Origin of the sequence: Streptomyces sp. NPDC101219 (genome assembly GCF_044767675.1) — a bacterium.
In the GTDB taxonomy this organism is placed as follows: Bacteria; Actinomycetota; Actinomycetes; order Streptomycetales; family Streptomycetaceae; genus Streptomyces.
The window spans coordinates 541272-554158 of sequence record NZ_JBIWOK010000002.1 but is presented as its reverse complement, the minus strand read 5'-3'; the positions used below and the strand labels follow the sequence as shown (position 1 = coordinate 554158).

The window sequence follows — 12887 nt, the reverse complement described above, 5'->3', positions numbered from 1 at the left end:
GGGCCCGGGATCCGTGGACCGGGGATCCGATCCCCTCACCTGCAAGGAGTCGTCGTGAGCCCTGCCGCCACCCCGTCCGTCACGGAGATCGTCGTGGCGGACGAGGACGCCGGTCCCTACGGCATCACGGCCGGGCCGGACGGTGCCCTGTGGCTCACCCTCACCCACAGCGGCTGCATCGCGCGGCTCACCCTCGACGGCGAACTCAGCCGGTTCCCCCTCGACGCGCCCGGGTGCCGTCCCGCGGTCATCACCCCGGGGCCCGACGGGGCCCTGTGGTTCACGCGGTCCCAGGACCACCGCATCGGCCGCATCACCCCGCGGGGCGAGACCGCGTCCTTTCCCGTGCCGACCCCCGGCAGCGGCCCCTTCGGCATCACCGCGGGGCCGGACGACGCGCTGTGGTTCACGGCGATGAACACCGACCGGATCGGCCGCATCACCACGGACGGCGAGGTCACCGAGCACCCGCTGCCCGTCCGGGACGCCTTTCCCTCGGTGATCGCCGCGGGCCCCGACGGGGCGCTGTGGTTCACCCTCAACCGGGCGAACGCGATCGGCCGCCTCACCACCGGCGGCGACTTCGGCCTGTACCCGTTGCCCACCCCGGGCGCCGCACCCGTGGGGATCACCAGTGACGGCACCGCCCTGTGGTTCGTCGAGATCGCGGCGGGTCACATCGGCAGGATCTCGGTGGACGGCGAGATCACCGAGTACCCGCTCCCCGACCCCGGGGCCCGGCCGCACGCCGTCGTCGCGGCGTCAGCCGGAGAGTGCTGGTTCACCGAGTGGGGAGGCAACCGCGTGGGCCGCGTGACCGCCGACGGCGAGATCACCGGGTACGACCTGCCGACCCCGTCCAGCGAACCGCACGGCATCACGGTGGGCCCGGACGGTGCCCTCTGGGCGGCGCTCGAGACGGGCGGGGTGGCGCGGGTGGCGCCGTAGCCGGGGCGGACCTTCCGCGAAGCGGCCGTCAGGCCCCGTCCCCAGGACCCTCGTCCTCGCCGCCCTCGCCGCCCTCGTCCGCGCCGTCGATGCCGTCGATGCCGTCGACGCGCAGCCTGATCTCCACGTGCCCGTCGAGGACGCGGGTGTCGAAGGCGGGCTGGGGCGCGGTGGCGGGGCCGCGGACGTTCCAGCCGTCCGACAGACGGAAGACACTGCCGTGCCAGGGGCAGCGGACGCACCCGTCGGCGACGGTGCCCTCGGACAGGGGGCCCGCCTGGTGGCTGCACCGTTCGGCCAGGGCGTGGAACGTCCCGCCGGTCTCGCGCACCACCAGGACCGGCACGTCGTCGACGGCACGCCGCACGGGCACGCCGGCGGGGAATTCGTCCACGGTGCCGACCCGGTGCCAGCCCTCGCGGACGACGTGCGGCACCTCCTCGGCGTGGTTGGCGCCGGACGCCTGCCGGTAGGCCAGGTGGCCGCCCAGCATGCCGCCCACGCCGACCGCCGTCAGGCCGAGGAAGCCGTACGCGCGGCCCGCGCGGGACCGGCCGCGGAGGCGGGACACGAGCGAGGCGCCGTACAGTCCCACGGCCGCCGCGTTCGCCACGGCGTGCACCAGCCCCACCCGGGTCTGCTGCCGGCGCAGCTCCGCCCAGTCGACCGCGCCGGCCAGCGCGGCGGGACCGGCCGCCGCCAGGCCGACGCCGACGAGGACACCGGCCTCGCGGGACCGGCCGGGCCACAGGTCGAGCACGGCCGCGGACATCCAGCTGCCGACCGGCACCTGCACCATCAACGGATGCAGGGGATGACCCAGCCACAGGCCGTGCAGCGCGTCCCGGGCGCGGCCCAGCGGGAGGGCGCGCACCGCTCCGGTCAGCGCGTCGATCGCCGCGTCCGCCCTGGAGTCGCGTTCCAGGGCGTCGAGCAGCCACAGCATCCGGTTCTGGCCCATACGGCGGCGGCCTGGCTTCTCGCTCATGGGCGCTGAGTCCCCGGTGAGGCGGAAGACAAACAGCGGCTCCCGGAAGCCTCCGCGGGGCAGCCGCCGCCCGGCCTGCGCCGGCCGCCGCTCACGTTCCGACGCCGACGCGTCAGCCGCCCAGGTCGAGCATGGAGGCCATCGCCGCCACCACGGACGGGGCGATCCGGTAGTAGACCCAGGTGCCGCGGCGCTCGGAGGTCAGCAGGCCGGCCTCGCGGAGCTTCTTCAGGTGGTGGGAGACGGTCGGCTGCGAGACCCCGACGTCCGCGATGTCGCACACGCACGCCTCCCCGCCCGGATGCGAGGCGATGTTGGCGAACAGGCGCAGGCGCACGGGGTCCGACAGCGCCTTGAACATGGCGGCCATCTTCTCCGCGTCCGCCTGCGACAGCTCACCGGAGGTGATCGGCGGGCAGCACGGCACGACGTCACCACCCTGCGCGAGGGGGAGTTCCACGACCTCTGGCTTCGACATGTGCCTATGTTGACACTCATCGATACGGGTGCCAAGCTCCGAGGCAGGGCAAGACATCGACAGATATCGAAACAAGGGTCGTCCCGCACCCACGGCGACCCCTCCCTCCGCCCGTCGAGGAGACCAGCATCATGAGCACCCAGCACCTCCCCGTTGTCGTCGTCGGAGCCGGCCCCGTCGGGCTCGCGGCCGCCGCCCACCTCGTCGGACGCGGCATCGAGCCGCTCGTCCTGGAAACGGGGGACCGGGCCGGAGCGGCCGTGCGCGAGTGGAGCCACGTGCGCCTCTTCTCCCCCTGGGGCGAGGTCGTCGACCCGGCCGCCGAGAAGCTCCTCGCCCCCACGGGCTGGACCCGCCCCGACCCGGTGGCGTATCCGACCGGCGGAGACTGGGCCGAGCAGTACCTGCAGCCCCTCGCCGACGCCCTCGGCGACCGGGTCCGCACCGGGGCCACCGTCACCGGTGTCTCCCGGACCGGACGCGACCGGATCGTCGACGCCGACCGGGAGCAGCAGCCGTTCGCCGTGCACGTCGAGTACGCCGACGGCCGGGAGGAGCGCCTCCTCGCCCGTGCCGTGATCGACGCGTCCGGTACGTGGGCCACGGCCGGCCCGGCCGGCGGCAGCGGCCTGCCCGCGCTCGGCGAGAAGGCGGCGGCCGACCGGATCACCTACCGCGTGCCGGACCTGCGGGACCCGGCCGTGCGTGCCCGGTACGCGGGCGGGCGCACGGCCGTGATCGGCTCGGGCGCCTCCGCCTTCACCGCGCTCGCCCAGCTCGCCGAGCTGGCCGGGTCCGAGGACGGCACAGGCACACACGCGGTGTGGATCCTGCGCCGCGGCATCTCCGGCGCCACCTTCGGCGGCGGCACCGCCGACCAGCTCCCCGCCCGCGGCGCCCTCGGCCTCGCCGCGAAGGCCGCCGTCGACCAGGGGCACGCCGACGCGGTCACCGGCTTCCGCACCGAGGCGGTCGAACGCGCCGCCGACGGCCGTCTCATCTTGGTGGCCGAGGACGGCCGCCGCCTCGACCCGGTGGACGAGGTGATCGTGCTGACCGGCTTCCGCCCCGACCTGTCCTTCCTGGACGAACTGCGCCTGAGCCTGGACGAGCGTCTCCAGGCCCCGGCCGCGCTGGCCCCGCTGATCGACCCCAACCAGCACTCCTGCGGCACCGTCCCCCCGCACGGCCACCGCGAGCTCTCCCACCCCGAACAGGGCGTCTACCTGGCCGGGATGAAGTCCTACGGCCGCGCCCCCACCTTCCTGGCCATGACCGGGTACGAGCAGGTCCGCTCCGTCGCCGCCGCTATCGCCGGGGACCTCGACTCCGCCGACCGCGTGGACCTCACCCTCCCGGAGACCGGAGTCTGCGGCGGCGCGGGCCTGTTCGACACCCCCGACGCCCAGCAGACCGACGGCGGCGGCTGCTGCGCAGCCCCGGAACCCCACCTCCTGCCACTCGCCGCCCCCACGGCGGCGGACACGCCCACCGGGGAAACACCGGCGGGCGGCTGCTGCGGCTCGTGACCGGCGTACCTCGGCGGCCAGGGCTTGTGCAGCCGATCACGCGACGTCCCCGTGGCTGTTCGTCGCAGTGAGCTGCAGTCGTCTTCGTCTGTCCCGGCAGAGGCGCACGCACGCATCAGGGTCCGTGATCAGAAGAGATCCTTGGCGACCGCCCAGACAGCAACTCAGTCCCGAAGGTCTTTGACCATGACCGCGAACAACGGCGAGTCGGCGAAGGGCCGGCGGTCGCCGACCCTTTCGTACCCCCATGACTCATACAGTGCCTGCACTCTGGGGTGGTCCACATCGACGAGGAGGACGGCCAGGTCTTCGGCGCGCTCCTTCAGCAGGGCCTCGTGCAGCCGTTCTGAGATGCCCTGCTTGCGCCACCGGGGCCGCACCATGACCTCGGACACCGCATACGTGGCGGTACGGCCGTTCTCCGGTGTGTAGCCGCAGTCGCGCCACCATTCCCGGCCTGGCGTGGCCGGAGCCCCGTAGGCGAAGCCTGTCGGCTCGTCGCCGTCGTACGCCACGACGCACGTGAAGCCCTTCGTGCCCGACCAGTGGTCGACGAACCAGGCGAAGCGCTGGTGGAAGGGGTCGTCCATCTGGTCGGCGTAGGCGTCGGCGTGTACGTCGATGAGCATCTGCCGGAAGCCTTCAGGGAGGCTTCCGTGCCGGAAGTGACGCAGGTCGGTCACGCTCGACTCCATTCGGTCCGCACACGGTCTGCCCAGTCTCGTGCGTAGGAGACGGAGGGGGACGGGGCGAACAGGCCCCGGTGGAAGTCGCCGATGAGCGTGCGCATTGGGCCGGGCAAGGGATCGCCGCCCATGATCGCGAAGACGTCGGCGGCTGTCACCGTGGCGTGTTCTGCGTCGCCCTGGTGCAGTTGGGCGGTACTACCCACCTGAGACACCCCGCCACCGAAGCGAGGACCGGCCGGCTTCACGTGACGAGGGCGGGGCCCGAAGGCCCCGCCCCGCCCGAAACCAGTGGAACCCCCGGGGTCAGGGCCACACCAAGCAATACGGCTGGTGCCCCGCCTCGTGCAGCCGGTGGCTGAAGTCCTGCCACTCGTGCAGGAGTTGGTAGACGTTGAAGGCGTCCCGGGGGCCGCCGCGGTCCGGGACCGTGGACCATATGAAGGCTGCCGCGCCGACCGCTTCCTCGCCTATGCCGCGCAGCGGGTCCACGACCGTCATCGGGAGCTTCACGACCGCGTAGTCGGGGTGCAGGACGACCAGTTCCAGGGGCGGGACCTTGTGCAGGGGGACGCCCTCTATGCCGGTGAGGACCATGGCGGCCATGGTCTCCGGCTTGATCTTGGTGAACATGCCGCCCATGCCGAGCTCATCGCCGCCGAGTTCCTCGGGGCGCATCGAGATCGGGACGCGGGCCGCGGTGGCGCCGTCGGGCGCGCCGAAGTACTTGTACGTCACCCCCACCCGACCACCATTTCTGCTCCCCGCTCCCGGCCGGTCGTGGCGCTGCTGCTCGATCCGGTCCGGCTCGTTCGGTACCCCGTGGGCCTGACGTGCCGCTTCCGCGTCTTCCGCCTCGCGCCGGTGCCTTCCCCGCCTGGCACGACGAGGACCCAGGTCGTCGGTCCCCTCGCCCAGTCCGCCACCGCGATGCATATCTCCACCCGACTGCTTTTCTAGGACGCGTGGCCCCCGCCGCGCAACCCGATCATCGTGTCAGTGACCTCCCCCACGGCCGCGCGCCGAAACGTGCGGTGAGACATATGTCCGCGGGTTCTTGGCAGCCTCCGGCCGTCCGGGCCGTGCGAGCTGTGTGTATCAGAGGACAGTTTCGCAGATCACAGCGGATCCCGGGCCGGATGCCGCAGGAGGGGGCCGGGCGGGGGCGGGCTCACCGGGGTGCCGGCGGTCCTGGCCTACCCTGAACACGTCACTCGCACCCGGAGTCCGGTTCGTCGGAGAAGGTCGGAGAAGTCGCAGGTCATGAGCGCACTGCCATATTCATACGAAGCCCCTGCCTCGCAGGCGCTGTTCGATCGTGCCGCGGCCGTCACTCCCGGTGGCGTCAACTCACCGGTGCGTGCCTTCCGCGCCGTCGGCGGCACCCCCCGGTTCATGGTGTCCGGCAACGGCCCGTACCTCACCGACGCCGACGGGCGCGAGTACGTCGACCTGGTGTGCTCCTGGGGGCCGATGATCCTCGGGCACGCGCACCCCGAGGTGATCGCCGCCGTGCAGGACGCCGTCGCGCGCGGCACGTCCTTCGGCACCCCCGGTGAGGGCGAGGTGGCGCTCGCCGAGGAGATGGTCGCCCGGATCGAGCCCCTGGAGCAGGTCCGGCTGGTGTCCAGCGGGACCGAGGCCACCATGTCGGCGATCCGCCTCGCCCGCGGCTTCACCCAGCGCACCAAGGTGATCAAGTTCGCCGGCTGCTACCACGGGCACGTCGACTCGCTGCTCGCCTCCGCCGGGTCCGGGGTGGCCACGTTCGCGCTGCCCGACACCCCCGGCGTCACCGGCGCCCAGGCGGGCGACACGATCGTGCTGCCGTACAACGACCTGGAGGCCGTGCACGCGGCCTTCGCCGCGCACCCCGGTGAGATCGCCTGCGTGATCACCGAGGCGTCCCCGGGCAACATGGGCGTCGTGCCGCCGCTGCCGGGCTTCAACCAGGGGCTGAAGGATGCCTGCGCCGCCAACGGCGCCCTGTTCGTCTCCGACGAGGTGATGACCGGCTTCCGCACCAGCCGCGCCGGCTGGTTCGGGATCGACGGGGTGCGGCCCGACCTGATGACCTTCGGCAAGGTCATGGGCGGCGGCTTCCCGGCCGCGGCCTTCGGCGGCCGGGCCGACGTCATGGCCCACCTCGCGCCCGCCGGGCCGGTCTACCAGGCCGGCACCCTCTCCGGGAACCCCGTCGCCACCGCCGCCGGGCTCGCCCAGCTGCGGCTGCTCGACGACGACGCGTACCGCAAGGTCGACGCCGTGTCGGCGCAGATCCAGGCGCTGGTCGCCGAGGCGCTGACCAAGGAGGGCGTCGCGCACACGCTGCAGAGCGCGTCCAACATGTTCTCCGTCTTCTTCACCGACCGCCCGGTGCGCGACTACGAGGACGCCAAGGCGCAGGAGTCCTTCCGCTTCACCGCGTTCTTCCACTCGCTGCTCGCCGACGGCGTCTACCTGCCGCCGTCGTCCTTCGAGTCCTGGTTCGTGTCCACCGCGCACGACGAGCGGGCCGTCCAGCGGATCGCCGACGCCCTGCCGGCGGCGGCCCGCGCGGCGGCGGAGGCGACCGCGTGAGCACGGGGGAGGGGTCCGTGAAGAAGAACGACGACATCACCGTCGTCCACCTGATGCGGCACGGCGAGGTGGAGAACCCGGAGGGCATCCTCTACGGCCGGCTGCCCGGCTACCACCTGTCCGAACTGGGCCGGCGGATGGCCGACAGGGTCGCGGAGCACCTCACCGGCCGGGACATCACCCACGTCGGCGCCTCGCCGCTGGAGCGGGCGCAGGAGACGGCCGAGCCGATCGCCAAGTCGCACGGCCTGGACATCGCCACCGACGAGCGGCTGATCGAGGCGGGCAACGTCTTCCAGGGCAAGACCTTCGGCGTCGGGGACGGGGCGCTGCGCCGGCCGGGCAACTGGCGGCACGTCGTCAACCCGTTCAAGCCGTCGTGGGGGGAGCCCTACGTCGAGCAGGTGGTCCGGATGAAGGGCGCGCTGGACGCTGCCCGGGACGCGGCGCGCGGCCACGAGGCGGTGCTGGTCAGCCATCAGCTGCCGATCTGGATCGTGCGGTCCTTCGTCGAGCGCCGTCGGCTGTGGCACGACCCGCGCCGGCGGGAGTGCACGCTGGCCTCGCTGACCACCTTCACCTACCAGGGCGACCGGATCGTCTCGGTCGGCTACAACGAGCCGGCCCGTGACCTCGTGCCCGCCCATCTGCTCGCCGGTGCCAAGCCGGTGAAGGGCAAGGGCAAGGCGTTCGGCGCCTGAGCCGTCGCACGGCAGCAGGCAGCAGGCAGAAGCCTGCAAGCAGCGGGCAGCGGGCAGAAGCAGCACGCAGCGGGCAGCAGGCAGAAGCAGCAGGCAGCAGACAGCAGGTCGCGCGGCCCGTTCGCCGTCGGTCCGCCCGCGGTCCCCGCAGCCGGGGGCCGCGGGCGTCCGGGTTCCCCTCCGTGACAGCTCGGCGGCGTCCGACGTGAACGTCCGGGCGGCGTCGCGCGTACCGGAACGTGCGGGGGCCGCGCCGCGCTCCCGTGACCGGTCCGCGGTGTTCGTTGCGAAATCTCCGCATTTGGCGGGGAACCTGCCCGTCCCGGGGCTCCTCTGACTGAGTGAACACCTTCACGCGTGACGATCGGGGATGCCATGCGCAGTCTCACCCGCAGGGGAATGCTCGGGCTCGGTGCCGGCGCCGGCGCCGCGGCAGCCGTCTCGCTGGCCGGCTGCGGCGGCCTCACGGGATCGGACGGCTCGGACCGGGCCGGCGGTTCCGGCGGCGGCCGTTCCGCAAGGCCTGATCCCAAACCGAGCCGGACCGTCCGGCCGATCGGTGACGGTTCCACCTCCTTCACCGGCAGGCAGCCCCACCAGCCCGCGAAGCCGGTGCCGCTGGAGCCGGGTCAGACCCCGCCGCAGTTCGTCGTCTTCTCCTGGGACGGGGCCGGTGAGGTCGGCAACGGGCTGTTCCCGCGCTTCCTGGACCTCGCCAAGGAGCACGGCGCGCACATGACCTTCTTCCTCTCGGGGCTGTATCTGCTCCCGGAGTCGAAGAAGCGCCTGTACGACCCGCCGAACAACCCGCGCGGCGCCTCGGACATCGGCTACCTGACCGACGACCACGTCAAGGACACGCTGAAGAACGTCCGCCGGGCCTGGCTCGAAGGGCACGAGATCGGCACCCACTTCAACGGCCACTTCTGCGCCGGTTCCGGCAGCGTCGCCAACTGGACGCCGAAGCAGTGGCGCAGCGAGATCGAGCAGGCGAAGTCGTTCGTGAAGCAGTGGCGGACCCACTCCGGCTGGACCGACCTGGAGTCCCTGCCCTTCGACTACGACAAGGAGCTCGTCGGCGGCCGCACGCCCTGCCTGCTCGGCCAGGACAACCTGCTGCCCACCGCCCGGGAGCTGGGCTGGCGCTACGACGCGTCGTCGCCGGGGGGACGGCAGGTCTGGCCCACGAAGAAACAGGGCATATGGGACCTTCCGCTCCAGCAGATACCTTTCCCCGGACGCTCTTTCGAGGTCCTGTCGATGGACTACAACATGCTGGCCAACCAGTCCCTCAACACGACCAAGGCGCCGGCCCACAACTACCCGGGCTGGCGTGAACAGGCCGCCGGTGCCTACATATCGGGCTTCAAGCGGGCATATGAGTCGAATCGGGCGCCGTTTTTCGTCGGCAACCACTTCGAGCAGTGGAACGGCGGCATCTACATGGACGCCGTGGAGAAGGCCCTCACGCACATCGCCCGGGAGAAGGAGAAGGGCGGCGACGTGAGGCTCGTCTCCTTCCGCCAGTTCACCGACTGGCTGGACGTGCAGAAGCCCGAGGTGCTGGAGCGGTTGCGTACCCTGGACGTCGGCCAGGAACCGGCCGGAGGCTGGAACGACTTCCTCAAGGGCGGTGCGGGCAGCTCCGCGACCGGGGGCCCGGACGCCTCCTGACGAGGCCGGGATGCCCACCAGGGGGGTGGGCAAGATCCCCAGAACGGGCATGCGAAACTTTTCACATGAGTGCCGTCAGCCGCGCCCCCCAGCGTCCGAACCGGACCGCCCGTGTGACTGTCCGCCGTCGTGTCGCTTTGACCGCCGGTGCTGCCGTGGCCGCACTGCTCGTTTCCGGATGCGGATCGGGCGGGACATCCGGAGGCGGCGATCACACCAACTTCGTCACCGGCACAGACGGCATTTCGACTGCTGCGAAGGGCGAGCGCGCCGCCGCGCCCGAGCTGTCCGGCGACACCGTCGACGGTAAGGACGTCGATGTCGCGGACTACAAGGGCAAGGTCGTGGTCCTCAACGTCTGGGGCTCCTGGTGCAACCCCTGCCGCGCCGAGGCCAAGTACTTCGCCAAGGTCTCGCGGGAGTACGCCGACCAGGGCGTGCAGTTCGTCGGCATCAACACCCGCGACACCAACATCCGGGCCGCCCGGGCGTTCGAGGAGGACTTCGACGTCCCGTACCCCAGTCTGTACGACCCGACGGGCAAGCTGCTGCTCCGCTTCAAGAAGGGAACGCTCAACCCGCAGACTGTCCCCTCCACCCTTGTCCTGGACCGCGACGGCAAGATCGCGGCCCGCTCGCTGTCCCCGCTCAGCGAGGAGCGGCTGCTGAAGATGCTCAAGCCGGTCGTCGCGGAGAAGTGACGTGACGGCCCTGCACACGCTCGCCGCCGGCGTGGACCCGAACACCACCGTGCTCAACGGTGCGCTGCTGGTGGCGTTGCCCATCGCCCTGCTCGCGGGCCTGGTGTCCTTCTTCTCGCCCTGCGTGCTCCCCCTCGTCCCCGGCTACCTCTCCTACGTCACCGGTGCGTCCGGCACCGACCTGGGCGAGGCCCGGCGCGGCCGGATGGTCGCCGGTGCCTCCCTGTTCGTCCTCGGATTCACCGCCGTGTTCGTCTCCGGCGGGGCCTTCTTCGGGTACTTCGGGTACACGCTCCAGGAGCAGAAGGGCGTCCTCACCAAGGTCCTCGGCGTCCTCATGATCCTCATGGGCGCCTTCTTCATGGGCCTGATGCCGTGGATCACCCAGCGGGAGTTCCGTCTCACCAAGCGCCCCGCGACCGGACTCGTCGGAGCGCCCGTCCTGGGCGCGCTGTTCGGGATCGGCTGGGCCCCCTGCACCGGCCCCGCCCTCGCGTCCGTCCTGACCCTGTCGGCCCAGCAGGAGAGCGCCGGACGCGGCGCCATACTGACCGTCGCGTACTGTCTGGGACTGGGCGTGCCGTTCGTCCTCACCGCGATCGCCTTCCGCAAGGCGCTCGGTGCGTTCGCCTGGATCAAGCGGCACTACGTGTGGGTCATGCGCATCGGCGGCACCATGATGATCCTGACCGGCGTGCTGCTGCTGACCGGGGTGTGGGACAGCCTGGTGGCGGAGATGCAGACCTGGTCCAACGGCTTCACGGTGGGGATCTGACCGATGAGCGACACCACGACCGACACCACCGCGAAGGCCGGTGACGAGCAGGGGATCGGCGCCGCCGGCTCCCAGCTGTCCACCGCCCCCCGCGAGGAACAGCCCCATCTGCCCTCCCTGGGCGTCATCGGCTGGGCCCGCTGGTTCTGGCGGCAGCTGACCTCCATGCGGGTCGCGCTGCTGCTGCTCCTGCTGCTGTCGCTCGCCGCGATCCCCGGCTCGCTCATCCCGCAGACCGGCATCGACGAGACCCGGGTCGCCGACTTCCGCGAGCAGCACGAGGTCCTGGCGCCCCTCTACGACAAGCTGGGTCTGTTCAACGTCTACAGCTCGGTGTGGTTCTCCGCGATCTACATCCTGCTGTTCGTCTCCCTCATCGGCTGCATCGTGCCCCGCACCTGGCAGTTCGTCGGCCAGCTGCGCGGCCGTCCGCCGGCCGCGCCCCGGCGGCTGGACCGGCTGCCCGCGCACACCACCTGGCGCACCGCGACCGAGCCCGAGGAGGTCCACGAGGCCGCCCTGGCCCTGCTGAAGAAGCGCCGCTTCCGCGCCCACCTCACTGGTGACGCCGTCGCCGCGGAAAAGGGCTACCTGCGCGAGGTCGGCAACCTGGCCTTCCACATCGCGCTGATCGTGATGCTGATCGCGTTCGCCTGGGGCCAGCTGTTCAAGTCCGAGGGCAACAAGCTGATCGTCGAGGGCGACGGCTTCTCCAACACGCTCCCGCAGTACGACGACTTCAAGTCCGGCAACCTCTTCGACGTCGGCGACCTGGAGCCGTTCAGCTTCACCGTGAAGGACTTCCGGGGCACGTACGAGCGCAGCGGCCCCAACAAGGGCACCCCGCGCACCTACGAGGCCGAGCTCACCTACAGCGAGGGCGCCTACGGCGAGGAGAAGAAGACCACCGTCAAGGTCAACAAGCCGCTGGAGATCGGCGACGCCAAGGTCTACCTCGTCAGCCACGGCTACGCCCCCGTGGTGACCGTCCGCGACGGCAAGGGCGAGGTCGTGTACCGCAACGCCGTGCCGCTGCTGCCGCTGGACGGCAACGTCACTTCCTCCGGCGTCGTCAAGGTCCTCGACGGCTACCGCAACCCCGAGGGCAAGAAGGAGCAGCTCGGCTTCAACGCCTTCTTCGTGCCCACCTTCGGCGGCTCGGCCAGCGGCACGATGCTGTCGCAGTTCCCCGCCCTGGACTATCCGGTGCTCGCGCTGTCCGCGTACCACGGCGATCTGAAGGCCGACTCGGGCATCCCGCAGAGCGTGTACCAGATGGACAAGACGAAGATGGAGGAGTTCAAGGACGCCGACGGCGAGCTGTTCAAGCAGATGCTGACGCCCGGCGAGACCATGACCCTCCCCGACGGCGCCGGTTCGGTCACCTTCGAGAAGGACGTCAGGGAGTGGGCCGGCTTCCAGATCGTCCAGGAGCCGGGCGGCGGCTGGGCCCTGGGCGGTGCCGTCGTCGCCATCGGCGGCCTCGCCGGCTCCCTGTTCATCCAGCGCCGCCGCGTGTGGGTGCGCGCGGTGCAGGGCGCCGACGGCGTCACCGTCGTCGAGATGGGCGGCCTCGGCCGCAGCGAGTCCGCCAAGGTGCCCGAGGAACTCGGCGACCTCGCGGAGATCCTCTACGACCGGGCCCCCGGCGCTCCCGGACCGGATGGACCGGACGGCCCGGACGACCCGGATGATCAGGACGGCCCGGACGACCGGGACGATCCGGACGACCCGACCGAAGCATCCGCGGCCGCCGCGGATCCCCCCGCCTCCGACTCCGCTACCGAGTCCGACGTCGAACCTGCCGAAGGGGCTGAGAAGCAGTGA

Annotated in this window: 12 protein-coding genes; 8 read left to right on the top strand and 4 right to left on the bottom strand. The window is 71.6% G+C overall.

Annotated features, from left to right (window positions below; all coding sequences use genetic code 11):
• Window positions 1-54 precede the first annotated feature (54 nt).
• Complete coding sequence (locus ACIRPP_RS05805) at window positions 55-948, top strand: virginiamycin B lyase (protein ID WP_403638215.1); 894 nt, start codon at window positions 55-57, stop codon at window positions 946-948.
• A gap of 28 nt (window positions 949-976) precedes the next feature.
• Here ACIRPP_RS05805 and ACIRPP_RS05800 read toward each other — a convergent pair whose 3' ends face one another.
• Entirely contained in the window at window positions 977-1936 is a 960-nt protein-coding gene (locus tag ACIRPP_RS05800) for a Rieske 2Fe-2S domain-containing protein (RefSeq protein WP_403638213.1), read from the bottom strand.
• Window positions 1937-2048: 112 nt separating this feature from the next.
• Complete coding sequence (locus ACIRPP_RS05795) at window positions 2049-2414, bottom strand: ArsR/SmtB family transcription factor (protein ID WP_403638211.1); 366 nt, start codon at window positions 2412-2414, stop codon at window positions 2049-2051.
• 131 nt (window positions 2415-2545) lie between these two features.
• Between ACIRPP_RS05795 and ACIRPP_RS05790 the strand changes: the two genes are divergently transcribed.
• Window positions 2546-3943, top strand: coding sequence for an NAD(P)-binding domain-containing protein (locus ACIRPP_RS05790; RefSeq protein WP_403638209.1), 1398 nt, complete (start codon window positions 2546-2548; stop codon window positions 3941-3943).
• Between the two features lie 164 nt (window positions 3944-4107).
• On the opposite strand, the gene ACIRPP_RS05785 is transcribed toward ACIRPP_RS05790, so the two are convergent.
• Complete coding sequence (locus tag ACIRPP_RS05785; RefSeq protein WP_403638208.1) at window positions 4108-4638, bottom strand: GNAT family N-acetyltransferase; 531 nt, start codon at window positions 4636-4638, stop codon at window positions 4108-4110.
• Between the two features lie 297 nt (window positions 4639-4935).
• Complete coding sequence (locus ACIRPP_RS05780; RefSeq protein WP_403638206.1) at window positions 4936-5565, bottom strand: hypothetical protein; 630 nt, start codon at window positions 5563-5565, stop codon at window positions 4936-4938.
• A gap of 327 nt (window positions 5566-5892) precedes the next feature.
• Here ACIRPP_RS05780 and hemL point away from each other — a divergent pair, with 327 nt between their 5' ends.
• From hemL to ACIRPP_RS05750, 6 genes are all read left to right on the top strand, one after another.
• The gene (gene hemL, locus ACIRPP_RS05775) at window positions 5893-7209 is read left to right on the top strand and encodes a glutamate-1-semialdehyde 2,1-aminomutase (RefSeq protein WP_403638204.1); all 1317 of its coding nucleotides are present in this window, start codon (window positions 5893-5895) and stop codon (window positions 7207-7209) included.
• A 53-nt stretch (window positions 7210-7262) separates the two neighbouring features.
• Window positions 7263-7910, top strand: coding sequence for a histidine phosphatase family protein (locus ACIRPP_RS05770; protein ID WP_403638362.1), 648 nt, complete (start codon window positions 7263-7265; stop codon window positions 7908-7910).
• A gap of 375 nt (window positions 7911-8285) precedes the next feature.
• The gene (locus ACIRPP_RS05765; RefSeq protein ID WP_403638202.1) at window positions 8286-9584 is read left to right on the top strand and encodes a polysaccharide deacetylase family protein; all 1299 of its coding nucleotides are present in this window, start codon (window positions 8286-8288) and stop codon (window positions 9582-9584) included.
• A 65-nt stretch (window positions 9585-9649) separates the two neighbouring features.
• Window positions 9650-10285 (top strand): TlpA family protein disulfide reductase, encoded by a 636-nt coding sequence (locus ACIRPP_RS05760; RefSeq protein ID WP_403638200.1) that lies wholly within the window; start codon window positions 9650-9652, stop codon window positions 10283-10285.
• A 1-nt stretch (window position 10286) separates the two neighbouring features.
• The gene (locus ACIRPP_RS05755; RefSeq protein WP_403638198.1) at window positions 10287-11060 is read left to right on the top strand and encodes a cytochrome c biogenesis CcdA family protein; all 774 of its coding nucleotides are present in this window, start codon (window positions 10287-10289) and stop codon (window positions 11058-11060) included.
• A 3-nt stretch (window positions 11061-11063) separates the two neighbouring features.
• Window positions 11064-12887: a cytochrome c biogenesis protein ResB gene (locus ACIRPP_RS05750; RefSeq protein WP_403638196.1), complete on the top strand. Its 1824-nt coding sequence runs from the start codon at window positions 11064-11066 to the stop codon at window positions 12885-12887.

Coding starts and splice junctions, on each gene's coding strand:
- ACIRPP_RS05800 (WP_403638213.1), bottom strand. CDS start 1,936: ATGAGCGAGAAGCCAGGCCGCCGCCGTATGGGCCAGAACCGGATGCTG.
- ACIRPP_RS05795 (WP_403638211.1), bottom strand. CDS start 2,414: ATGTCGAAGCCAGAGGTCGTGGAACTCCCCCTCGCGCAGGGTGGTGAC.
- ACIRPP_RS05790 (WP_403638209.1), top strand. CDS start 2,546: ATGAGCACCCAGCACCTCCCCGTTGTCGTCGTCGGAGCCGGCCCCGTC.
- ACIRPP_RS05785 (WP_403638208.1), bottom strand. CDS start 4,638: ATGGAGTCGAGCGTGACCGACCTGCGTCACTTCCGGCACGGAAGCCTC.
- ACIRPP_RS05780 (WP_403638206.1), bottom strand. CDS start 5,565: ATGCATCGCGGTGGCGGACTGGGCGAGGGGACCGACGACCTGGGTCCT.
- hemL (WP_403638204.1), top strand. CDS start 5,893: ATGAGCGCACTGCCATATTCATACGAAGCCCCTGCCTCGCAGGCGCTG.
- ACIRPP_RS05770 (WP_403638362.1), top strand. CDS start 7,263: ATGCGGCACGGCGAGGTGGAGAACCCGGAGGGCATCCTCTACGGCCGG.
- ACIRPP_RS05765 (WP_403638202.1), top strand. CDS start 8,286: ATGCGCAGTCTCACCCGCAGGGGAATGCTCGGGCTCGGTGCCGGCGCC.
- ACIRPP_RS05760 (WP_403638200.1), top strand. CDS start 9,650: ATGAGTGCCGTCAGCCGCGCCCCCCAGCGTCCGAACCGGACCGCCCGT.
- ACIRPP_RS05750 (WP_403638196.1), top strand. CDS start 11,064: ATGAGCGACACCACGACCGACACCACCGCGAAGGCCGGTGACGAGCAG.